Source organism: Flavobacterium panacis (assembly GCF_024649945.1).
In the GTDB taxonomy this organism is placed as follows: Bacteria; Bacteroidota; Bacteroidia; order Flavobacteriales; family Flavobacteriaceae; genus Flavobacterium; species Flavobacterium panacis.
In genome coordinates this window covers 247198-272494 of record NZ_JANKMS010000009.1, presented here as the reverse complement: position 1 = coordinate 272494, position 25297 = coordinate 247198, and the positions used below count along the sequence as shown (strand labels likewise).

Here is a 25297-nt window from a genome sequence, read left to right as displayed (position 1 = left end):
TTTAAAAAATGATCGTCTAAACTTTTAAGAACCTCATTTTATTTGTAAGTAGAAAACGTAAATTCGTCATTAACTTACTGAATAAATTGAAGTTAAAAAGTTTCAATCATCAATCAAAAACGAATCATTTATTAATCCAAAACCATAATTTTCAATCATTATGAAAAAATCAATCAAACTTATTGCACTTTTTATTGCTTTTCAGCTTTCAACTCTGAGTGTTTTTGCTCAGGATAAAGCACAGCAAATAGAACAGCTCCTTAGCAAATACAACGAATACGGACAATTTAACGGCTCTGCTTTGGTTGCCGAAAATGGAAAAGTAATTTTCAAAAAGGGTTTTGGTTCTGCTAATATGGAGTGGAATATTCCAAACCAGCCTGACACAAAATTTAGATTAGGTTCTATTAGCAAGCAATTCACAGCACTTTTAATTGTAAAACTGGCTGAAGAAGGAAAATTAAAGCTTGATGTTCCAATTACAACTTACTTATCAGATTATCCAAAAGAAAATGGTGATAAAATTACGATTCACCAGTTATTGACACATTCTTCGGGAATTCCAAATTATACTAGTGCACCAAATTTCTTTAAAGACAAAGCAAGAAATCCTTATACTCCAGCAGAATTTGTAAAAACGTTTTCTAGTTTACCGCTTGAATTTACGCCAGGCGAAAAATTCAACTACAGCAATTCGGGTTATTTCTTATTGGGATATATTATTGAAAAAATTACAGGCAAAACGTATGAGCAATATTTACAGGAAATCGTTTTTACACCTTTAAAAATGATGAATTCTGGTTACGATCATAGCGATGTCATTCTAAAAAACAGAGCTGCTGGCTATGAAAAACAAGGTAAGAAAATTGTCAACGCAGCTTATCTTGATATGAGTATTCCATACGCTGCTGGATCTTTGTATTCTACCGTTGAAGATTTATATTTATGGGATCAAGCACTTTACACTAATAAATTACTTTCTGAAAAAAGTATGGAATTGTTATTTAAACCTTACATAAAAGCTGGAGGCGCATCTTATGGTTATGGATGGTTTATAGATGAATTTGATAATGGAGATAAAGGCAAACCAAAAATGGTTGGACATGGCGGAGGAATAAACGGTTTTAACACCATTATTTCACGCATTTTTACAGATAAAAATCTAGTAGTTTTACTAAATAATACTGGCGGAACTGTTTTAGGAGAAATGACCGATGCTATTCAAGCTATTTTATACAACAAACCATTTGAGCAACCTCAAAAATCTTTGGCCTTAGATTTATTAGATATTTATAATGAAAAAGGTGTTGCCGCAGGAACAGAAAGCTACAAAAAGTTTAAAAACGATCCAACATACGCTATCAAAGAAGGTGATATGAACAGAGTTGGATATCAATTATTACAAACCGGAAAAAAGAAAGAAGCAATTGAAGTTTTCAAAATCAATACAGAAGCTTTTCCAAAATCTGGAAATGCTTATGATAGTTTAGGCGAAGCTTATTTGGCTGATGGTGATAAAAAATTGGCAATTGCCAATTATAAAAAATCAGTAGAATTGGATCCTTCAAATGAAAATGGGAAAAAAGTCTTAGACGAACTTACAAAGAAAACTGGGAAGTAAGATTTTATAATTCTTAAAAGCTTAACTCCGCTAGAATTGATTTACAATCTTTCTATCGGAGTTTTTTTTGTTACAATTTCTAACATTCAAAACCGAATTTTTATCGTTGTAAAAAACTATTTTAGCCGTACCCAAAACGACTAAAAACCTATGAAAAACTTAAAAAAGCAAGCCTTTCTGGCTTTATCGTTATGTCTGTTTATTCCAGCTGTTTGTATTTCGCAAAACAATTCTCAGTCTCCTGCAATGCCATCACAACAGAATAAAATTATTATCGATAGAATCGTCGAAGCAACACATTATAAAAATTATGTAGTTGATTTTTGCCTCTCGAAAATAAATGAAGCTTCTGCAAAAGAAGGCTGGAACGACCAAAAAGCTATGGAAATTAGCCAAAGTATTAATTACAAAAATTTTAGAGATGCGATTTACAACAGTTTTGTTGTATTTGATGAAGTAGAACTGGAAACGCTATTAAAAGCCTACGAAAAAGATACTGCTTATCAAACCAAAAACGTGATGACCAACAATAAAGTGCTGATCAATAATTTGAACATTTTTGCGGATGATATTGTGAAGGGAAAGTATATTTCTAAGTAAAGGTTCTGAGGTTCTGAGATACTAAGATACTAAGGTTCTAAGTTTTTAATCTTTGTCAAAGTTTTAAACTTTGACAAAGATCTTGTTCTTCAACTTGAAACTTGAAACCTGAAACCTGAAACAAAAAAACTACTTCTTCGGTTTCAAAACCAGTTTTGTAGATGTTTTTATAATTTCTTCTTTGTTCAATTTCATTTTTCTGAACTTTCCTGCATTGTACATTTCGGCTTGATCGTCGTAATGTTTACTGAAAGGATTTCCTGATTGACCTGTTGGGAGAATACTCCAGCTGTTTTCGATATCTGAAAAATCTACAATTCTTCTGGTTGAAGGACCGCCTTTTACATAGTATTTACCTTCATCATTAAATCCGAAGAATAAATTATTGATGACTTCGTTTGATCCTGGCGAATTAAAAGGCCCAACATTAAATAGTCCGCGAAGCGCTTTGACTTTTCCTAACGGATGTTCGTGTTCTACAGTGTGAACTTTACCCCAATTCCAATCTGAAATGGTATTTCCTAGCTGATTTTGTAAAGCTATTATAGCATCATGAAAAGATTTAGAGACTATATCTTTTCTCGTTTCTTTTACATTTTTGGTTTTAATATTATCCCACCAAACCGAATTTTCATTTTTAATTTGATTCGCAATAACTTGTTTTCCAACAGAAATCCCTAGAAACAAATTAAAGTTCTCTTTTCCCATTTCGTCTTCAAATGTATTTTTTAAATACTGATAAATCCATTTGTTGTAAATCGTTGGCGCAACATCTTCTAGATTGGTTGTGCCGCCCCATGATTTCAAAACCTTTATTGCTTCTTTTTCTTCAGCTGAAGCAGAATTAAGATCAATGTTTGAAATCAAATTTTTTACTACTTCAACAGCAACATCAGAAGTATTATCGTAAATCATTTTGCTGATCGCTTCTTTATCCCAATCTGATTTTGCGTCAAGAATTCCTGAGATTCTCTTCGCACGATCTTCTGGCAGATAATATCCTGGATACAAATAACCATTATCAATTTCTTCCGGCTGATTATTAGCCGAATACACATAACCCCATTCTGGATTTTCTGAAGATGGATTCTGCTCAAAATCTAAATATTTTACAATGTCATCTTTTCCACTTGCGCCATCCAAAATTAAATGTGTATTTACACCTTCATTATGTCTGTATAATTTTCCTGTTGCCCACCAACCTACATTTCCTTTAGCGTCTCCATACATGACATTCAATCCTGGCGCTGCAATTAAGCTGGCCGCTTTTTTAAATTCTTCCTTATTTTTTGCATGTGAAAGTCCGTATGCAGCATCCAAAATCTGAATCGGCTGATTGGTATAAGTCCACAACATCGCAATCGGATTTTTCTTTTCCAGACGCTCCATCAAATCGTTCATAATTGGTCCGTGTCTACTGGATTTAACCGCCAAAACTACATCTGATGAATCTTTTACTTTGATTGTTTTTTTTCTGATTTCATATTTCTCAAAACCTGTAGGAGTTTGATATTGACTTTCGTCATTGGCTTTGTTTTTTTCCTGATAAAAATCGATATCATCATTTTCAAACATCGTTAATCCATAAGCATAATTACGATTGTGCGCCAATAACGGAAACGGTGTTCCAGCCAAATAACAGCCGTACAATTCGTGTTGCGGTGTTACCAAATGTGCTTCGTACCAAGTTGCAGGTTGTGAAAACCCAATATGTGGATCATTCGCAAAAATTACTTTCCCACTTTTCGATTTATGAGGTCCAACAACCCAGCTGTTACTGCCAATAAACGGTGGAATTGGAGATTGATCTAACATTGCCGATATAGATTTTGAAATCTCTGTATATTCTCCCAAATTCTCTTTTGAGATTTTAATTTTGGTGTTGTTAAATTCACCATTAATTCCTAAATCTTTTAAATATTCAACACCATATTTGTTTTTAATATCAGTCAATAATGGATCTGTTTTCTGAGCCATTGCAAAACTGAAAGACATATATCCAAAAATATTATAAACGTCTTTTATAGTGAATTTTTGTTTTTTCACCCCAACTAAAGTAAATTCAATCGGCGTTACACCTTCCTCCAAATATTGATTAATCCCATCCAGATAAGCTTGTGTTAATTTATAACTTTCGCTGTTTTTGTCTAATTGAGCAATCGCTTTCGCGGAAGCTTCTTCAATACCAATTCCTGCGAAAAATTTATCATTTTTTAAAGCAACTCCACCAAAAATCTCAGACAAACGTCCAGGTGCAATTCTGCGAAGTAATTCCATTTGCCATAATCTTTCCTGCGCATGCACATAACCAAGAGCGGTCATCGCATCTTTTTCAGAATCGGCATAAATATGAGGAACGCCAAACTCATCAAAATATACTGTCGTTTCTTTTTCCAGATTTTTCAATTGCAACGCGCCTTCATATTTTGGTTTTAAATGAAAAATATAAGCAAATAAACCAATGGCAAGAATTACAATAAGAACCAATAAAGTCAGCAGGATTTTTTTAATTATTCTCATATTCTAAAAAAGGATAAAAAATTCAAAATGATATAACTTTTCTCTAAAATCTTATAAAAGAAATCGCTCTTTAAAAGTCTAAATTTATGTATTTAAAATTAATACTATAAATGTCAATCTATAAAAAAATAGCAATTGGAATAATTTCTCTTCTTCTACTCGTAATTTTTGCCAACATTGGTCTGAATTACTGGATTAAAAAACAGCTTCCGATTGTCATTCACGAAAAAAACAAAACAGCTTATAATATTAATTACGAAAAAATTGAAGTCTCTCTTTTTTCTCGAAATATCTACGCACAGACTTTATTGGTCAGTCCGAAAAACGAACCGAAAGACAGTAAAAACGGACTCTTTTCTAAAATAGAATCTATTACTATAAAACATTTCAATATTTGGGATTTGGCTTTTCGCGATATTATTAGAGCAGAAAGCATTATCATTAATAAGCCTCGTGTCATTTTATATAAAAAAGGCGAAAAACTGATAAACAACAGCAAAAGCATTAAGAACGAAATTGTCGAACCTTTCCAAAAAATTATAGGCGTTTCGAATATTTATCTGAATGACGGAACTGTTGATGTTGTTTCTTTAGATACTCAAAAACCAATTTTCAGCATTAAAAAAATTCTTTTAAAACTGGAAGGAATTTTAATAACCGATGCCACTTTAAAAGAAAAAATTCCGCTTCAATACAAAAGTTATGCTTTAGTCATTGATAGCTTATTTTACAGACCGAGTATTTTTTATCATATCAATATCGGAAAGATAAGTACTGAAAAGAACTTTCTAAAAATCAATAATTTTTCTAATCTTCCTCAATTTGACCGACCGAATTTTGTAAAACTACTGGAAAAAGAAAAAGATATTTATACTTTAAAATTCGATTCGGCTCAAGTGGCAAAAATGGATTGGGGTTTTAAAAATGATCGTTTTTATTTTAAAGCAAATTCATTAGTAATCAATCATTTTGACGCGAATATTTATCGTGGTAAAATGCCAAAAGATGATTTGAGTAAAAAATACTTGTACAATCATTTACTTCGAAATATAAAATTTCCATTGCAGATTGATACTTTACAAGTTTTGAAATCGAAATTGGTTTACGAAGAAGAAATTGATTTCTCAAAAGGTCCGGGAGTTTTAAATTTTGATAAATTCAATTTGCAGGCAACAAATCTGCGAAGTGGCTTTGGTTTGAAAAAAACGAATGATGTAAAAATTAAAGTCAATTGTATTTTCATGAAAACTTCTCCGCTGAATGTGGATTGGAGTTTTAATGTTTTGGATAAAAATGATGGTTTCCATATTCAAGGTGTGATTTCTAATTTTGATGTTAGAGCTATGGAACGATTCAGCAAACCTTATATGAATGCTTCTTTTACCGGAGTTTTTCATAAATACCGTTTTAATTTCTACGGAAATGATAATATCTCAAAAGGAAATGCTTCTTTGGATTATGATGATTTGAAAGTGAAATTATACAAAAAGAAAAAGCCCGAAAAAGAAGCCAAACTTAAATCGGCAATTGCTAATTTATTAGTCAAAAACGATTCAAAAGACCAAGCCAAAACTGCCGATGTTGAAATAGAACGAATTCAAGAAAAATCATTCTACAACTTTTTATGGCGCAGTATTGCTGAATCTTTGAAGAAAATTTTGATTTAAAAAATTGTTTTTTGCCACGAATTACACAAATTGATACTAATTTTCTAGCTGGCTTATTAAAAAAAGAAAAATTAGAGAAAATTTGCGTAATTCGTGGCTCTATTTTTACAGTATCCACAATCCCTTTCAAACCTGACAATTATCAGGTTTTAGGAAAATCATTTTTTCAATATTTGCCTTTATTTTAATCTGAAAACTAATGGCAAAAACACCTTTACACACCTTTCACATTCCGGTAATGGGTCTTGCATATACAATTGACAGTCCAATTCGCGTGGCGCAGTACGGAATTTCGTCTGTTATTGCTCTCGCTGATGATGACTTGATTGAGAAAATGCGTAATTTTTACAGCACTAAATTCAATATTCCTTACGAAGAAATCACCCAAAAATTTCACGATTATCGTGCTGAACGAATTACTTCTTATTTGAATTTAGTCGATAAAATTGTAAAAGAGAAATTCGAAAATTTCAAAATTGAATTGGCTGAAAGCAAAACAGCTTTGGAAAACTTCATGTCGATGATGCCCAATACTTCTGATATTAAAAAAGGGTTTCAGAATTTGTTGGATGATGGAATTGCTTTTAAAGAAAACATTCAGCAGTATATCGAAACGCATCTTTTTCCAGGAGAAATCGATGTGAACATCATGACGAAATTGGACAAAGATAATTTTGTCAAAAACGAACAGCTTCCAATTGAATTTAATGATGCTCATGCTGCTTTGAGAGGTTTTGCGAATAGTAATTTAGAATCGTCTGTTGTACTTTCTGCAGGAATGAATCCGAGATTATTTGGTTATTTTGAAAATTTCAAAGATTTTTTTCCGAATGAAAATAACGAACTGAGAAAGAAAATCATTTTGAAAGTAAGTGATTTTAGATCGGCTATGATTCAAGGAAATTTCTTAGCGAAAAAAGGTCTTTGGGTTTCTGAATACCGAATTGAATCAGGATTAAACTGCGGCGGACACGCCTTCGCAACCGACGGACTCTTATTGGGCACTATTTTAGAGGAATTCAAGCTGAAAAAAGATCAATTGATACAATCTGCCCATGATTTAATGATTAAGGCTTTACAAGCCAAAAACCAGCATGTTCCTGAAAATCCTTTAGAATTGAAAATTACAGTTCAAGGCGGTGTTGGAACGGCACAAGAACATGAATTTTTATTGGATGAATATCAAGTAGATGCTGTTGGCTGGGGTTCACCGTTTTTATTAGTTCCAGAAGCAACTTCTGTGGATAAGGAAACTCGTAATTTATTAATGAATGCCAAAGAAGATGATTTCTATTTAAGTAATATTTCACCTTTGGGAGTTCCATTCAATACTTTGAAAGGCACTACAAATGAATTTTTAAAGCAAAAACGAATTCATGAAAATAAAGCCGGAAGTTCTTGTCCGAAGAAATTTTTAGCATTAAGCAAAGAATACGATCCACACGGAATTTGTACAGCTTCTAAAAAATATCAGGATATTAAATTGGAAGAATTAGAAGCAAAAAAAGATTCTTTATCTGTTGATGATTTTGAAAAAAGTAAAATCAAAATCACAGAGAAATCTTGTTTGTGTGTTGGTTTGGCAAATGCATCTTATCTAGAAAATGATATAAAAGTAAAAGGTCAGGCGCAAGGTGTTGTAATTTGCCCAGGACCAAACTTAGCTTATTTTGATCAGGAAGTTTCTTTGAAAGATATGATACAGCATATTTACCACGGAAAATCGGTTATTAGAACAAATCGTCCGAACTTGTTTATTAAGGAGTTAAAAATGTACATTACCTATTTCAGAAATGAAATTCAATCTATATCGGAAGAACTTTCTACCGCACAACAAAAAAAATGGAATACTTTTAAATCTAATCTGTTAGATGGAATTGAGTATTATAAAAATTTATTTGAATCGACGCCGGTCTTTCAGGGTGATATTGATCAACTCGATTCTTGTAAATCAGAATTAGTTGATATTAAAATTCCCGTTTCAGAGTTGGTTTAAAATTGAAAACCCCAAATTAGAAATAATTTGGGGTTTGTTTTTATTGATAAGAAATTATTATTCTTTCTTTTTATTCTTACTGTCAATTACAGCTCCAGTTCCGGTTCCTAAAGCAGCACCGGCTAATCCACCGATAATAGCTCCTTCACCTTTTTTCTTGCTGACAATTGCTCCTGTTGCAGCGCCAACTCCAGCGCCAATTACGGCACCTTTAGCAGTTGCACTCCAACCTTTTTTCTTAGTAGTTGTGGTTGTTGTCGCTGTCGTATTTCCATTTGCTGCCTGCTGATGCACAACAACAACTTTTTCTTTTTCAGATTCAACTTTTTGCTCTTCTTTTATCTTAGCCATTTCAGTCTTCATTGAATCGATAACTCGTTGCTTGTTAATCTCAACTTTCATTGAATCAATACTGGCTTGTTTGGCTTTATTTATATCTTCTTTACTTTGATGTTGACAAGAAGTTAAAAGTATCGCTGCTAATAAAACATATAAGCCTTTCATGATTGTGGTTTTAAAAATTATACACTACAAATTACGAAATATCTGCCATATCCATTGTTACAGAATTCTTTTGAAAGTTTATAAAATTAAGATAAAGAATATTCTTTCAAGTAAATTTCGCCTATAGAAATCTCGCAAAGACGCTAAGGCGCAAAGTTTTTTTGAACCATATAAGTAATATAAGATATTTTAAGTTTATTCTTAGTTGAACTTATATTACTTATATGGTTGTTTTTTTTATTAAACTTTGCGTCTTTGCGAGAAATATTTTTTACTTTCCTAAAATTCCCTTTTTCAGGATTTGCCCAAAGTCGTACATATCTTCATAAGAGCAATACAACGGAACTGGTGCCAGACGAATTACATTTGGTTCACGCCAATCTGTGATTACTCCGTTTTTCATTAAATAATCGAATAAAGCTCTTCCTTCTCCATGAAGAAAAACAGACAATTGAGAAGCTCTTTCTTCTGGATTTGAAGGTGTGATAATTTCAAAAGTACTTTCTACTTCTTTATCAATTTCATGCAAAATAAATTCCAGATAAGAAGTAATATGATCTCGTTTTGCAATTAAGGTATCCATTCCAACCTCAGCAAACATATCAACTGAAGCTAAATATGGTGCTAATGAAAGAACTGGAAGATTACTAATCTGCCATCCGTCTGCACCATGAACAGGATCAAAGTTTGGTTCCATTTTAAAACGGCGTTCTTTGTTATGTCCCCACCAACCTGCGAATCTTGGCAAATCTGAATTATGATGCCTTTCGTGAACAAAACAGCCAGAAGCATTTCCTGGTCCTGAATTCATATATTTATAACTGCACCAAGCGGCGAAATCTACATTCCAATCGTGAAGTTCTAATTTGATATTTCCAGCAGCGTGCGCTAAATCCCAACCTACTTTTGCTCCTGCTTTTTGTCCAGCTGCAGTTATTGTTTTTATGTCAAAAACTTGTCCTGTATAATAGTTTACTCCACCAATTAAGACTAAAGCCAGTTCATCACCCACTTCTTCAATTTTGTCTAAAACATCTTCTAAGCGAATATTGTGTTCTCCTTCTCTACGTTTGATTTCCACAATGGCATCTTCAGGTTTGTATCCGTGAAAATTCACTTGACTTTGAAACATGTATTGATCTGACGGAAAAGCTTTTTCTTCGCAGATAATTTTATAACGTTTCCCTTTTGGCTGATAAAAAGAAACCATCAACAAATGGAGATTTACTGTCAAAGTATTCATAACCGTAACTTCTGATGGAAGCGCACCAACAATTTTACTCAAAGGTTCAGCAAATCTTTCTTGATAATCCCACCAAGGTTTTTCGGCATAAAAATGACCTTCGACAGCCAATTCTGCCCAATCATTCATTACTTCATCAATGTAAGCTTTGGTACGTTTTGGTTGTAATCCTAATGAGTTTCCTGTAAAGTAAATTACTCGTTTATCATTTACTTTAGGAAAAATAAACTGTTCTTGATAGTGGTTTAATTGATCTTTCGAATCTAGCTCTCGTGCAAATTCGCGTGTATTTTGAAAAGTCATTGTTTTTTGTTTTGCTTGCTAAAATAACAAATTTTGTTTGTTTTGTTTGAAGTTTCAGGTTTCAAGTTTCAAGTTGACATGCATTGTGTGGTTTAACCGCAAAGTTCGCAAAGATTTGTTATTAAGGTTAAACGTTTACAAACGCTAAGTTCGCAAAGCTTTGCGTTCTTTTGCATTTGACAAACACAAACTGGAGCAAAAATCTTTGCGATCTTTGCGGTAAAAAAATTTCATAACGAACGTAAAAAACCTGAAACTTGAAACCTGAAACATTCATAAAAACAGAAAACCCGACAGTTTATATAAAACTATCGGGTTCTTATATTGAAAATTAATTCCGATTACAGAATTAACATCGCATCTCCGTAAGAATAGAATTTGTATCCTTCTTTGATTGCTTCTTCGTATGCTTTTTTCATTAAATCATGTCCACAGAAAGCAGAAATCATCATCAATAATGTTGATTTTGGTGTGTGGAAGTTTGTAATCATACAGTTTGCAATACTGAAATCGTGAGGAGGGAAAATAAATTTATTTGTCCATCCTTCATAAGGATTTAAAGTATTAGCAGAAGAAACAGAACTTTCGATTGCACGCATAGAAGTTGTTCCTACTGCACAAATACGTTTTCTCTTTGCTTTTCCTTCGTTTACGATATCACAAGCTTCTTGAGTAATGATCAATTCCTCAGAATCCATTTTGTGTTTAGATAAATCTTCAACCTCAACTGGGTTAAAAGTTCCTAAACCAACGTGTAAAGTTACCTCAGCAAAGTTCACTCCTTTGATTTCTAATTTTTTCAAAAGATGTTTTGAGAAGTGTAAACCAGCAGTTGGTGCTGCTACAGCTCCTTCTTCTTTTGCGTAGATCGTTTGGTATCTTTCAGCATCTTCTGGAGTAACATCTCTGTTGATGTATTTAGGAATTGGAGTTTCTCCAAGTTCTGTCAATTTGTTTCTGAATTCTTCGTAAGATCCATCATATAAGAAACGTAATGTTCTACCACGAGAAGTTGTATTATCGATTACCTCAGCCACTAATGAATCGTCATCACCAAAGTAAAGTTTGTTTCCAATACGGATTTTTCTAGCTGGATCAACTAAAACATCCCAAAGTCTTTGCTCAGAATTTAATTCTCTTAATAAGAAAACCTCAATTCTAGCTCCCGTTTTTTCTTTGTTTCCATACAAACGTGCAGGGAAAACTTTTGTATTGTTAAGAATTAAAACGTCTCCGTCATCAAAATAGTTGATTACGTCTTTAAACATTTTATGTTCGATCGTATTTTTTTTACGGTCAATTACCATTAAACGAGATTCATCTCTGTTTTCTGCTGGAAATTCAGCCAAAAGTTCTTTCGGTAAATTGAAATTGAAGTGTGATAATTTCATATTTGAAGTTAGATTTTAAAATATCAATCTTAGACTTTTTTATCTAAAATTTTAAATCGACTGCAAATATACGATTGTGAGATAGGCGTTGTCAAGTGTTTTGACGTTTATTTTCAAAAGTCCTTGATTTTGTGATGTTTCTGGATGGGTTAAAAACCGAATATTTAAATTAATTTTAACTTTTTTAAAGCAAATTAGTAAATTTTTCAACCATATAAGTTATATAAGTTAATATTAGTATCCTGTTTAAACCTGACAGGTTTTTAAAACTGCATATAAAAAAACCTCTGGTTGAAACCAGAGGCTATGTTTTACAAGCTTTGAAATTAGCTTTTATTTAAATGAACTTATATAACTTATATGGTTCAAATTTTAGAATTCTATAATTTGGAAATTCAATCCCTTTTTACAAGCTTTGAATTTAACTTTTATTTAAATGAACTTATATAACTTATATGGTTCAAATTTTACAATTCTGAGATTTGGAAATTCAAAGCTTTCAAATCGTTCCAGAAATCTGGGTATGATTTTGAAACTACTTCTGCGTCATCAATAATAATTGGAACTTTGATGGCTAGCGGTGCAAATGCCATTGCCATTCTGTGATCATTGTAAGTTGCAATATGAACATCGTGTTTTATATCATCTGATTTTACTAAAGTTAAACTGTCATTAGTCACAGAAATATTTGCCCCTAATTTAGTTAGCTCCGTTTTTAAAGCTTCAAGACGGTCTGTTTCTTTAATTTTTAAAGTATGAAGTCCTGTTAAGTGGCATCCGATTCCTAAACCTAAACAAGTCACAACGATTGTCTGTGCGATGTCTGGTGTATTATTCAATTCAAAATTTACATCTTGATAATTGAATCCTGCCACTTTTTCCAACGTCATTTTATTGCCTTGGAAAGTTGTTTTCACACCCATTTTTTGATAAAGAGAAACTAATTCTGAATCTCCTTGAAGACTGTTTTCTTTATAACTGCTCAATGTTATTTTTGCAGCATCTGATAAAGCCACTAAACTAAAGAAATAAGAAGCCGAACTCCAATCAGATTCTACAACCATTTCTTTTGATTCGACTGATTCTTTAGGGAAAACTTTAATTACATTTCCTTCAAAATTGGTTTTAATATCTAAATCATTCAGCAAAGCCAAAGTCATTTTGATATAAGGAATTGAAGTAATTTCACCTTCTAACGTCAGTTCTAAACCATTATCCAATTTTGAAGCCACTAATAAAAGTGCAGAAATATATTGACTGCTTACATTGGCTGCCAAGTTTACTTTTGAAGCCGTAACTTTTTTCCCTTTGATTCGGATTGGCGGATAACCCTCTTCTTTTTCATAAGAAATCTCAACTCCTAACTGAGCCAAAGCTTCAACCAAAATTTTGATTGGACGTTCCTGCATTCTACTTGATCCTGTTAAAACGACTTCTCTTCCTTCGTTAACAGAAAAATAAGCAGTTAGAAAACGCATGGCAGTTCCTGCGTGATGAATGTCTACAATTTCGTCATTACCAATTAATGCTTTCTGCATTACTTCGCTGTCATCTGAATTTGAAGTATTGGCTAAAGTAATATTTGGGAATAACGCTTTTAATAATAATAAGCGGTTGGTTTCACTTTTAGAACCTGTGATATTGAGTTGCGAATCATCAATAGTGAATATTGAATTCGTGCTTAATTTTAAATTCATGATATTAGTTATGAGTTGCGAATTATGAGTGACATAATCCAAGCGTGCAATTTACCACTCCTCGCCCGTAAATCAAAATCTGCGTTAAAATTTCACAATTATTTCAATTTATCGTTGTTTTTGTGACGATCTTTATCTCTAACCGATTTCAAGTCCATTTTTTTATCAAAAGCAGCTTGTAAATCGATTCCCGTTTGATTGGCCAAACATAAAACCACAAAAACAACATCGGCTAATTCTTCTCCTAAATCTTTATTTTTATCGCTTTCTTTTTCCGATTGTTCTCCATAACGACGTGCAATAATTCTGGCTACTTCACCAACTTCTTCTGTAAGTTGTGCCATATTGGTTAATTCGTTAAAATAACGAACACCGTGTTCTTTTATCCAGGTATCTACGTCTAACTGTGCGTTTTTCAAATCCATTTTTTAAACTTTTTTTAGAACAATTTTTTGATCAAGACTTATGATCATCTTTTGAAAAAGCATTTTCAAAGATTCATAGTCTTCTGCCGCAAAAATACTACGGTTTATGTCTTTAGAAAAACTAAACTGTATTTTATTTCCATCATTTCGGATATTCATCATCAAGGCAATAGAACTATCCTGAAGCGAATATCTTGCTGGTGCCGGAAGCGTTTCAACAACATAACCTTCTGGAATTTCAAAAGTAATAAGATATTTTTCCTGACTTGGATAACCAAAATAAATTCCCATTTGCCTTTTTTCCTGTGTAAAAGGATTTTTGTTCTTTGTATAAAACAACATCGGATTTATGAACAATTTTCCACCAATGCTTTCTACAAAATTATTACCTTCAAAAGCAAATGTTTCGGTAATTGGATCTGAAAGATTGGTCGTTTTATTAGTGATAGAATAGTCTGAGATTTTCAAATCGCCTAACTGCTGCTCTAACTTATCGATATAATTCTCCTGATTTTTAGCCGCATTCTGAATTCGGAATCTATATGCGTCATAATCTGTACGATGAATTCTGATTTTTCCATCTATTTTTCCATTCGCATTGATGACAGCAGTAATACTAGCATTTTCTTTAGAAGCAGTATTCGGAACCAAATCAATTTCTTTGGAAACACCATTACTTTTAATCAATCTTCCTTTCCAGTTTAAGATATTCAGCGGAAGTATGTTCGGTGAAGTATATTTTCTGGAAGCATCAAGTAGGATTTGTTTTTCGTTTATTTCCGCAGATGCAATTAAGTAATTAAATCCTGTTCTTGTTGGATAAACTGGTATACCATTTTCAATAGTACTTACCAAAACCGGATTGGCATCTACTCCAGCCAACTTGAGCATATTGATTAATATGAAATTAATCTCCGCTACATTTCCAGTCTGATCTTTGTATGCTTTTTCAACTCCCTTTTTTGAGAAACAACTATTCATCTCGTTCCAGTTCATCTTGTTTTGAACGAACTTAAAGATGATATTGGTTCTTTCTTCTAAAGACTCGACATTTGTCAATAGTTTCTTGACGTCTTCTAGCAGAAAATCTTTTTTATTAAGTTCTTTTCCAAAATTTTCATCCTTAAAAATAGAGGTTGCAACACCTTCCCAAGTAATCGTAAAATCTTTAACGGGTTGCTCTGGCATTCGAATACATTCTAACTCGTGTTTAATAGATCCTCTGTAATTTTCTATATTATTAACATAAGGTTCTTCTACCAGAGCCGGAATATTTTTCCCCGAATAGAAAGCATCAATTTGTTTGTATGTCAAACTTCGAGTCTGTCCATAATCATTATCAAAACTTTGATTTCCATTTGTAAGTTTCGAGTCACTTTCTATTTTGTTTTTTCCAACCAAAAGAGTTTTATAGATATAAAACTCCGGAAACTCTGTTTTGTATTCAAAATAATTTACCGGAATATCAAATTGGAAATCAAAATCGGGAAACTCACCAATATTTTCCGACTTTAAGACATATTTATATTCAATGATAGAGCCGACTTTAACATTAGGTAGTGTGATTGTCTTTTCATTCCAGTATTCATTTATTTTTTTCTTAAATGCTCCCTGACTTTCAAGTTTTGTTTTAGTCACTTTACCATCTTCCAAATTATAAGTCACTACATTCGAAAACTCCAATAAATCTTCATTTAAGTTTTGATAGCCCACATAATAATGTACTTTTTGATCGGCCCATTTTAATCCTTCTTTTTTATAAATTTTAATTTTAAATTCATAAGTATGAATAGCCGAAAAACCCACTTTGTTATTATAAGAAAAAACGGTTTTTCCTTTTTTGAATAAAATGGCTGCAGGTGCAGAAGAATCTGCAGGATTTACTTTTTCCTGCAGTTCGGCAACAGTTACTTTTCCAAGTTCATATTTTTGGGCATTGCTGTTTATTGTACTCCAAAATAATGCAATACAAATCAGGACAAATCTTTGTTTCATCTTAAATACGTTTTAAAACAATCTTTTCTGTTTGCTTTGCAATTAAGCTTTTATAAAACTCCTTTAACATGTCATATTGTTCTGTTGCAACGATGGCTTCATTAATTTGATGTGCAATACTTAGCTGTAAAACATTTTCATTTGCTGCTATATTAAATTTAAAGCTTCCCAAATTATTTTCCATATTAAAATTTACTGGAGTCGGAAGTGTTTCAGCTGTAAAACCATCAGGAATTTTGATTGTGATACTGTACTTATCTAAAAACGGATAACCAAAGTCTACTGGATATTCTCTTACTTCCTGCTTAAAAGGATTTTTATCATGAGTAAAAAACAACATCGGATTTACATATATTTTATCTCCAATAAGTTCACATAAATTATTTCCTGTAAAAGAATAGGTTTCTACAGTTGGAGCTAATAAATCCTTCTCATTTGTTCTTGAATATTCGCTAATTTCGATTTTGCCACTATTATTTTCTAGTTTTTCCAAATACTCTTCTTCTTTCAGCTTTTCAAAATTTACTCTAGCAATCATCGCATTATAATCAGAACATTGCCTTCTGGTTTTTCCGGCAACTTTTCCTTGAGCATCAATATCATAATTCATAAAAACAATGTCATTTGATGTTTTTTTAGGCATTAAATCTATTTCTTGTGAAGATCCGTCTTTTCTAATTAATCTTCCCAACCAGTTTAATGTTCTAAAAGGAAGAATATTTGGTGTCGAATATTTATCGCTTGCGTCTAATAAAATAAACCCGTTTGGAGTTTCTACTGCTGCAATCACATAATTAAAAGCATTTCTGTTTGGAAACAATGCAATTCCGTTTGAACGTGTACTTACTAAGACTGGGTTTGCAGTTAAACCAGAATAACGCAGCATTGCCGTTAGCATTAAGTTGATATCTGCAATATTTCCCGTTTTCTCTTTATAAGTCTTTTTAACTCCATTATCGCAACCGTACCCCATGTAACCGTTCCATTTAATATTGGATTTTACATGATTCAATATAGCCAAGATCTTTTCGTCTTGATTATTTTTGTCTGCCAGAAGTTTCTTCAGATCTTCTTCAAAATAACCTGTTTTATTTAATTCTGGACCAAAGTCTTCGTATTCGTAAATTGTTCTTACAACCGAATTCCAATCTGTTGCATATTCTTTTATTCCACTATTAGGAAAATGTGTCAATGCTAACTCATGCTCTACACTTGCATTGTAGTTATTGATATTATTGACATAACTTTCATCTTTCAATGCTGGATAATCCTGAGCTACATAAGTAACTTCAGTTTCAATATAATCGATTTTATCTGTTGAGAAACTAGTTTTAGAAACATATCCATTTCCCCTTTCTTTACTGGATATCGTAATTGATTTAGGCCCTTTTGAAGTTATAACTTTCGGAAATAGGTACCCTTTTTGTCTTGGTTTAAAAACATAATATTCAGGATACGCTACTTTAAACTCAGAATAGTTTACAGGGATAGAACTTTGAAAATCCCAGTCACGAATAATTCCTTCATTTGGACATCTGATTGTATAACGAAATTCTATTACAGAACCTTCTTTTACATTTGGCATTGTGATCTTTTTTTGACCTCTGTATTTAGAAAGTATTTCATCAAAAGATCCATCACTTTTCAATTTTGTTTTTTCTATTTTACCATCTACCAGATTATAAGTAACAGCATCTGTAAAAAAGACCTTTTCTTTAAGATTAGTTGTATTATAATACCAAACATTTTGATTGGCCCATTCATAACCTTCTTTCTTATAAATTTTAATACGGGTTTCTACATCAGTCATCATATAAAAACCGTCATTCTGGTCAAACTCCATTCTGGACACACCTTTTTTGTACAAAATAGCAGCTGGAGCCGAAGAGTCTTTAGGATGCACTTTCTGTTGTAATTCTGCAATAGATACTTTTCCTAATCTAAATTCCTGAGCGGTTAAATTTGTTGTCAGCAAAAGAAATGCAGACAAGCAGATAAGATTTATAATTTTCATTGGTAATTTTTTGGTCAGTTTTTGGTTGATTTTAATTCTTGGTGAGTATTATTTTGGCATTATCATTTCTGGATACTTGTTCCATAAACAATCGGTATTCGTCGTATTCTTTGTTCGAGTATTTTCCTTTGTTTAAAAACATAGATCTTTTGTAAGTAAGTTTGTTTGCATCGTTTTTTACAATCTCGGTTTTATATTCACCAAACTTACCTTTCAATTCATAATTTTGGGGTAGAAATTCAATACTGAAACCCTGAGGAAGATTGATCTCAATTTCATCAGTATCTAAATAACCACGCTGAATTTGGAATGGATTTTTACGGTTTCTAATTCGTTTTACATTTCCTGTATATTGATTAAAAGCATCAACAACAAACATCATTTTATTTCCAGAAAGTGTTCCGTAATTGGCCGCGCTTAACTGAACATCTTCGATAAAACGAATATTTTCTTTATCGTTGGTAAAAGTGATTTTTCCTAATTTCAAATTATTGATATTATTCCAATACTCTTTATAATGTTCTTCTTTCTCATTTGGTTGCATCGTTTCTACACGAGATTTACTTGCATAAACGCTCCCTTGTGAGGCAATTTTTAAAACACCAGAAAAATTTCCTGTTTGATCGATCGTATACACTCCTTTTCCATCTTGTATATTTCCTTTATCATCGTAGATTTTAGTTCGTACAATTTCTCCTCCTTCTGGTTTTACAACCAAAACATCACGATCATCGGTAAAAGTTCCTTGATATCCAAACGGATCATCTTGACTTGTGCATTCTAGCCAGATATAATTATCCTTATTAGGAATTGCCAAAATCATATGATTTCCTTGCATCGAAACAAAATCTGACTGAATATCTGATTTGTAACGATCGCCATACAAAATAGTATTATAAGATGGAACATCTACAACCTGCAAAAGTGCTTTGGTGTAATTTGATAATGCTTTACAGTCGCCATATCCTAAACGATCAACGTCGTTGGCCAACATAGGTTTCCAACCGCCAATACCGATTGCAATATTTACATATCGCGATTTTTTTTGCATATAATCGTAAATGATTTTAGCCTTTTTAATTGGATCTGTTTCGTTTCCAACCAAAGCTTTGATTTTTGCTTTTGTTTCATCTGGCAAAACAGTCGTTCCTGTTAAGATTTTATCACCATACCATTTACCAAATGCCTCCCAAGTAGTAGCATTTCCGTCAACTCCTTCCAAATGAAAATTTTCTAATCCCATCATGATTTTAGGAAAAAGATCGGAAGGAGACGGACTCAAATCTTCTTGTCTTTGAGCAACTATATTTGTTGCGACATAACTCAAATTAGTATCTGTATCTGCAGTTTTTTGTATATTGAAGTGATTAAATTGAAACTCTTTTTTCTTAAAGCCCAATCCTTTTGGATAAGTAACATTCAGAACACATTTTTCTACACTCAAATTATAACCGCCAATAAAATACCATTTGGGTATAAATGCAGTATTGGAAGTTTCGATTTCGCTAGTATACGCAATTGTAAAAGGATACGATACAGGAGTATAATTTAAATAAAGCACTCGACTATCTGAAAAAAGTGTACTGCCGCCTACTGCGCTCTGGTCTTTAAAATCTTTTCGTTTAATTTTCTTTATTTCGTTTCCTAATACATCATAAACTATTGCTTCAATATTTTTTATCGAAGTTGTTTTATCATAATGCTGATAAGAAGCAATATCTTCTAATCCTTTTTCATTTAAAACAGAAACAACTCTTTGGACTTTAATATTCATACTTCTTTGTGAAGTAATAACAATATCCATCTGATCTAAACGAAGAATAGCATCTGCATTTTGCTTTAAACTGTCAGGAACAGAAAGTATAGGATAAGCGCTTTTTTGAGCGAAGGAAGTGAAGCTGATTAAGAATAAAAATAATGCGCAAAAAAGGTTTTTCATTAGTAAGTATTTTCGTCAAATATATATTATTTTCAGAAATCCTTAACAAATGTTTAATAATATTTTACTCCCTGTTTTTGCTGTCTATTACAATTGTAACAGGTCCATCATTTAGAAGGTTAACTTTCATATCTGCACCAAAAATTCCAGTTTGCACTTTTTTTCCAAACTCTTTTTCTATTGTTTGAACGAAGTTTTCATAAGTCGGAATTGCAAAATCTGGTTTTGCCGCTTTGATATAGGAAGGACGATTTCCTTTTTTTGTAGACGCATGAAGTGTAAACTGACTTACAATAATAATATCACCATCGATATCCTGAACCGAACAGTTCATAACATCATTTTCGTCTCCAAAAATTCTCATTTTTATGATTTTTCCAGCAAGCCAATCAATGTCTTCTTGTGTGTCGGCATCTTCGATCCCGACTAAAACCAATAAACCTTTTTGAATATCTGCTGTTTTTTGACCTTCAACAGTTACTGATGCTTCTGAAACTCTTTGGATAACTACTTTCATTAAATAATTTTGAATTATGGTTTTATGCCACAGATTAAAGGATTTTATAGATTTCTTAGAAGTTAGGTGCACTACAGTATATCTCTACGGTACAAACTTTTCGCGCTTCAATTGGAATTTACAATTAACCATTCACAATTTACAATTATTTACGAGTTTCATCACTCGCCGCACGATCTTCTCCGTAAGTATCTGTACGATAATGTTCGTCGTCGCCTTCAAGAATTTTAAGATAACTATTGTAGCGTGACCAAGCGATTTCATCTTTTTCTAAAGCTGCTTTTATGGCACAATGTGGTTCTTCTTTATGTAAACAGTTGTTAAACTTACATTGATCCTTGAGTCTGAAAAATTCTGGGAAATAACCGCTGATTTCTGATGGTTCCATATCAACAATTCCGAAACCTTTGATTCCTGGTGTATCGATAATTCGGGCATCAAAAGACAAATCGTACATTTCTGCAAAAGTTGTAGTGTGTTGTCCTTGTTTACTTTGCTCTGAAATTACTGAAGTTTTTAAATGAAGACTTGGTTCCATAGCATTTACTAAAGTCGATTTTCCAACACCTGAATGTCCAGAAAACATGCTCACTTTTCCAATCATCATTTCTTTCAGTTTATCAACGCCTTTGTTTTCTGTCGAAGAAATTCGAAGGCATTTATATCCAATTTCAGAATAAATATGCTGTAGATAAAGCTGATCGTCTAAAGTCTGTTCTGTTAAAGTATCGATTTTATTAAAAACAAGAATCGCTTCAATTCCGTAAGCTTCGGCAGTAACTAAGAATCGATCAATAAAACTGGTTGTTGTTGGTGGATTATCAATAGTAATCAACAAGAAAACCTGATCGATATTGGATGCAATAATGTGAATTTGTTTCGACAAGTTAACCGATTTACGAACGATGTAGTTTTTTCGTTCGTGAATGTTATGAATTGTTCCCGTTACAGCATCTGAAGTTTCATCCAATTCATAATCGACAATATCGCCTACAGCAATTGGGTTGGTACTTTTTATACCTTTTATTCTAAATTTCCCTTTCATACGGCATTCCACAAAATCTCCATTTTCAGATTTTACGGTATACCAGCTTCCTGTAGATTTATAAACGGTTCCTGTCATTCTTTAATTTTAGATTGCTAATTTTAGATTTTAGATTGCTCTTAAATCTAAAAATTTAAAGGCAAAATTACGTTTTTAGAATTGAACAACGCAACTTCGCCTTTTAAATTTGAAATCTATGCCTTGAATTTGTTGTTCTTACCAGATAATTTCGGCAAGAGTTTCATTTTCTTTTACTTTATCTATCTGAATCGTTTTCAAAGTTCTTGACACTTTTCCAGCTTTAGTCGTGTAAATTTCAACCATAACTGTCGATGGACCATTTTCAGTTAATTCTGTTTCTCCAAAGAAATTGGTTTTAAGCTGGTATTTCCCTTTCACGGCATTTCTAACCAAATATTGTTCTGGACCATAGCCTTCCGTAAAATCTTTAGAAAATCTCCCTCCAATTTTCGTTGAAGTATGCGCATAATAACACTCTTCGCCCGTTGGTTCAATTACATGAAGATCTAAATCGACATCCATCAAATTCCAGTTCATGATAATTCTAATATCCACTGGCATTTTTGTTAAATATTTTTTGTTCAATTTCCCCGTTTTCAAATTTGGATGTTCTGTCATTAATCGATTAATGTCCATCAAGATAATATCTTCAACTCCTTCATATTGTCCGCTCATTTCTCCGTAATAATTTACTTCCAGCGATTTTATCAGTTCGTCAAAAGCTTGCTGATATTTCCCCGCATCTTCAAGCGTCAAAGCATAATCTCTTAAACTTTGTGGCTCGTGTTCTCTCCATTTAACTACTTGTTTGGCTGTAAAAATGGCATCTTGATAATCTTTCCATTGACGTAAAGTATAAGTCAAAGTTTTATAAAGCTGATGATTCTCTAAACCTAAATCAGAAATATTACTGACAATTCGCAACGCCTTTTTAACATCTCCCTGATTGTAGAAAAAATGAGCTACATCAAAATAAAAACTCGGATTTCTTTCCTGCGCTTTTCGTAATTCCAAATACAAATCATATTGTTTTTCTTTTGGTGCCGCTGCCAAAGCTTTCAAATACAATCGATCTGGATTCCAACTTTTTGTTTGGACAATACTATTTGCAGATTTCTTTTTTGTTGTTATAATAATAACTCCATCTGTTCCCCTACTACCATAAGTAGCAATTCTTGCTGCATCTTTCAAAACCTCAACCGAATCTAAATCATCTGAATCTAAATCGGTCAACTTACCCTCATAAAACTGGCCATCCACAATTAACAAAGGTTTTTTTGAATCTCCTGACAAATAACCTCTATTTAGATCCGTCACATTTTCTGTAATTTGAACACCAGCTACTTTACCAGCAAGTGCATTTGTCATATTATTGGTAAGTCCTGGTGCAATTGATTTTTCAGGAACGTAAGAAACCGATTCTACAGCACCAGTAAGATTTGCTTTTTTCATTGAAGCATAACCCATAACAACCACTTCTTCCAATTTCTCACTTCCTACTTTTTTATCTTTTAAATCAGTGACAACTGGTCGATCTTCCACAACTTCTTCCGCTTTTGCTACAACAGGCGTAACAAATTTAACCTGATCAACTTTTGGAGCTGGCGGTGGAGTTGCGTATATTGTATCTTCTACGATAGTTTGAACCGAACCAGCTCCAACGGGCTCATCAACAGTTAAAACTGCGTCAGGATCTCCTTTTATTGTTTCGCGTGCTTCTGCTCTTGTCGCTGAACGCTGTGTTTTATGCTTATATTTAGATGCGATTTTCTGTCCTTGATATTTGACATCTTTTTTCCACCATCCATTTATACTATTGAAATAACTCTCTATACTTTCCCAATTGTTTTTTTGCTGTGCTAAAGTATTGTCTTGTTCCTGTTTTTTAATTCGGTCAAACTCGGCACGCAATTCTGCTGGCGGAATAATATCGTATGAAATATAATCTCGAATATCTTCTAAAACAATTAAAGACGTATTTTTGGTTACGATTCCGAATTTCTTTCCTAAAAGCTCAATTTCGTCAGCGTTTTTGTCGTATTGCAATTCTAGATTGGCTATTTTTTTCTGTGCCCATAGTTTCTCCACATTGATATCAGTCGAATTTTGAAGTGTGGCGTCTAAAGTTATTTTTCGTTCTAAAATTTCTTCATTTCCATTTCCAAATAATAAGGTGATTTCATTTCTTGGATTTAAAGAAATTCCCGAAAAACTAAAATTTCCTGAAACCGAAGTTCCTTCCATCGGAAACAAATCTGTTACAGTAAGATTTTCTTTTGTACCTAAAAATTTCAAACTTGTAGTGGCTAACTTATCCAATGCCGTTTCAGCATTTATTTGATTTAAATTGATGAAATTTCCAGTTGTTTTTGTTGAAGAAAAATTCAAAAAAGCAAAATCTGCCGACACAGAAGATGTGATAGTATAAATTGGTCTTTTTGTCTTTGGCAAAGTATTTTCACTTAATGAAGATAATCCGTCAGAGAAGAATAAATATTCATCCTGATTTTCAAAATTGATCTGCGAGAAACGAGTTCCTCCATCGTATTTTGTATTTTCTAAAATGGCTTTTAATTCTGACCAATTTCCGTTTGAAATCACAAACTCTTTTTGTTTTTCAAAAGTATAATTCAGAAAATACAACGTCACTTTTGTATTCTTTATTTTTTGAAAATAAGCATCCAACAATTCCAATTCCTTTTTCAAATCACGTGTTTGACAGCTCAATGAATTATCCCAAATCAAACCAATTGTAGCTGGAGTTTTCTTTGCCGTTTTATTTCCTTCAATAAAAGCATTTCCATAGAAATAATATTGCCCGCCAACATTCTGCATGACAACACTCGTAATATCTTGCTGAATCGGAATTTTAAAAAGTAATTTTTCAGCAGGCTGATAGTTTTCTTTTTTGAAGGAAGCTTCAAAAGACTGATTCCATTTTGAAAAAACAATTTCTTTTTCAGAATCTCCGCTTACAACTGGTTTCGCAGCTGCGCCTAAAACTGAAACATTAATTTCGAATTTATCCAACTTTTTAGGATAACGACTCAATAATTGATACGCCAAATTATCTTTATCTGAAGCTGAAAGTTCTTCTTCATAGCCTATAACAACGATTCGTTCTCCGTTTGGCATTAACGGATAAATTCTAGTTTTAAAATTATTCCCATCAACTTTTTCTAATAATCCGGGATCAACCCTCCTATGTTCAATAGCTTCAAAAACCTGTTTACCTTTATTTTTATTCACTGGAACAGCTTCTCGTAATTTTCCATTAATATCAATCGCATATCTAGAAACCGAAACATTTTCAGGCAACGGGAAAATAAGTTCTGCTTCCATCTGACGTGTACCAGAATTAAAAAAATGCATTTCGGCAGTCGTATAAGCAATATTTCCAACGACTTTAACATTGACTTTGAGCTGACTCATTCTCACTTTCTCAGCCTCTTCACCTTTAACGGTCAATTCTGGACTTTGAGCAAATGTTTTGGTTCCTAAAAAAACCAAAACAAATAACAATTTCAAACTGGATTGAAAATTTACTGGCATAAATATTTTTGATTTCATGATTCGAAAGTTAAGATTGTATATTGATATAGAGAGTAAAAAAATAAAAAAGGTTGGGAGAAGATTAAAAAAAATTTTAAACCATATAAGTGATATAAGACAATATAATCACAAAGAGCAATATAGCCCACGTTTTCAATCGTGGGAGCGCAATGCATATTCCAATCTTTATCTCCCAAGGTTTCAACCTTGGACCATGTTTAAAAAACAAAAATCCCCATTACTTCTT

At 32.6% G+C, this 25297-nt stretch carries 16 protein-coding genes; 4 read left to right on the top strand and 12 right to left on the bottom strand.

Annotated features, from left to right (window positions below; genetic code table 11):
* The first annotated feature begins 160 nt into the window (after positions 1-160).
* Entirely contained in the window at positions 161-1621 is a 1461-nt protein-coding gene (locus NQQ59_RS19395; RefSeq protein ID WP_144217393.1) for a serine hydrolase, read from the top strand.
* Positions 1622-1771: 150 nt separating this feature from the next.
* Entirely contained in the window at positions 1772-2221 is a 450-nt protein-coding gene (locus NQQ59_RS19390) for a hypothetical protein (RefSeq protein WP_144217391.1), read from the top strand.
* A gap of 129 nt (positions 2222-2350) precedes the next feature.
* Here NQQ59_RS19390 and NQQ59_RS19385 read toward each other — a convergent pair whose 3' ends face one another.
* On the bottom strand, positions 2351-4741 hold the full coding sequence (locus NQQ59_RS19385; protein ID WP_144217388.1) for a penicillin acylase family protein: 2391 nt from the start codon (positions 4739-4741) through the stop codon (positions 2351-2353).
* A gap of 110 nt (positions 4742-4851) precedes the next feature.
* Between NQQ59_RS19385 and NQQ59_RS19380 the strand changes: the two genes are divergently transcribed.
* Together NQQ59_RS19380 and NQQ59_RS19375 are read left to right on the top strand one after the other, a co-directional pair.
* Positions 4852-6408, top strand: a complete 1557-nt coding sequence (locus NQQ59_RS19380; protein ID WP_144217386.1) for a hypothetical protein — start codon at positions 4852-4854, stop codon at positions 6406-6408.
* Positions 6409-6607: 199 nt separating this feature from the next.
* Positions 6608-8404 carry a hypothetical protein gene (locus NQQ59_RS19375; protein WP_144217383.1) on the top strand — a complete coding sequence of 599 codons (1797 nt, stop codon included), beginning with the start codon at positions 6608-6610 and terminating at the stop codon, positions 8402-8404.
* A 57-nt stretch (positions 8405-8461) separates the two neighbouring features.
* Here the strand turns inward: NQQ59_RS19375 and NQQ59_RS19370 are convergent, their stop codons facing one another.
* The 11 genes from NQQ59_RS19370 to NQQ59_RS19320 all read right to left on the bottom strand — a co-directional run bounded on the left by NQQ59_RS19370 (position 8462) and on the right by NQQ59_RS19320 (position 25068).
* Positions 8462-8908, bottom strand: a complete 447-nt coding sequence (locus NQQ59_RS19370; protein ID WP_144217381.1) for a YMGG-like glycine zipper-containing protein — start codon at positions 8906-8908, stop codon at positions 8462-8464.
* Between the two features lie 271 nt (positions 8909-9179).
* Positions 9180-10454 carry a kynureninase gene (kynU, locus tag NQQ59_RS19365; RefSeq protein WP_144217379.1) on the bottom strand — a complete coding sequence of 425 codons (1275 nt, stop codon included), beginning with the start codon at positions 10452-10454 and terminating at the stop codon, positions 9180-9182.
* 341 nt (positions 10455-10795) lie between these two features.
* Complete coding sequence (gene queA, locus NQQ59_RS19360) at positions 10796-11845, bottom strand: tRNA preQ1(34) S-adenosylmethionine ribosyltransferase-isomerase QueA (protein ID WP_144217376.1); 1050 nt, start codon at positions 11843-11845, stop codon at positions 10796-10798.
* Between the two features lie 467 nt (positions 11846-12312).
* Positions 12313-13542, bottom strand: coding sequence for a 3-phosphoshikimate 1-carboxyvinyltransferase (locus NQQ59_RS19355; RefSeq protein ID WP_144217374.1), 1230 nt, complete (start codon positions 13540-13542; stop codon positions 12313-12315).
* A 98-nt stretch (positions 13543-13640) separates the two neighbouring features.
* A complete protein-coding gene (locus tag NQQ59_RS19350; RefSeq protein ID WP_012022600.1) occupies positions 13641-13967 on the bottom strand; it encodes a nucleotide pyrophosphohydrolase in 327 nt (108 codons plus the stop codon).
* A gap of 3 nt (positions 13968-13970) precedes the next feature.
* Positions 13971-15962 (bottom strand): DUF3857 domain-containing protein, encoded by a 1992-nt coding sequence (locus NQQ59_RS19345; protein WP_144217371.1) that lies wholly within the window; start codon positions 15960-15962, stop codon positions 13971-13973.
* Between the two features lies 1 nt (position 15963).
* Positions 15964-17976: a DUF3857 domain-containing protein gene (locus NQQ59_RS19340; protein ID WP_144217368.1), complete on the bottom strand. Its 2013-nt coding sequence runs from the start codon at positions 17974-17976 to the stop codon at positions 15964-15966.
* Positions 17977-18007: 31 nt separating this feature from the next.
* A complete protein-coding gene (locus NQQ59_RS19335) occupies positions 18008-19915 on the bottom strand; it encodes a DUF3857 domain-containing protein (RefSeq protein WP_144217365.1) in 1908 nt (635 codons plus the stop codon).
* Positions 19916-19979: 64 nt separating this feature from the next.
* The gene (gene dtd, locus NQQ59_RS19330) at positions 19980-20432 is read right to left on the bottom strand and encodes a D-aminoacyl-tRNA deacylase (protein WP_144217363.1); all 453 of its coding nucleotides are present in this window, start codon (positions 20430-20432) and stop codon (positions 19980-19982) included.
* Positions 20433-20577: 145 nt separating this feature from the next.
* The gene (rsgA, locus tag NQQ59_RS19325; protein WP_144217360.1) at positions 20578-21555 is read right to left on the bottom strand and encodes a ribosome small subunit-dependent GTPase A; all 978 of its coding nucleotides are present in this window, start codon (positions 21553-21555) and stop codon (positions 20578-20580) included.
* Positions 21556-21693: 138 nt separating this feature from the next.
* On the bottom strand, positions 21694-25068 hold the full coding sequence (locus NQQ59_RS19320; RefSeq protein ID WP_144217357.1) for a VIT domain-containing protein: 3375 nt from the start codon (positions 25066-25068) through the stop codon (positions 21694-21696).
* Positions 25069-25297: the final 229 nt, after the last annotated feature.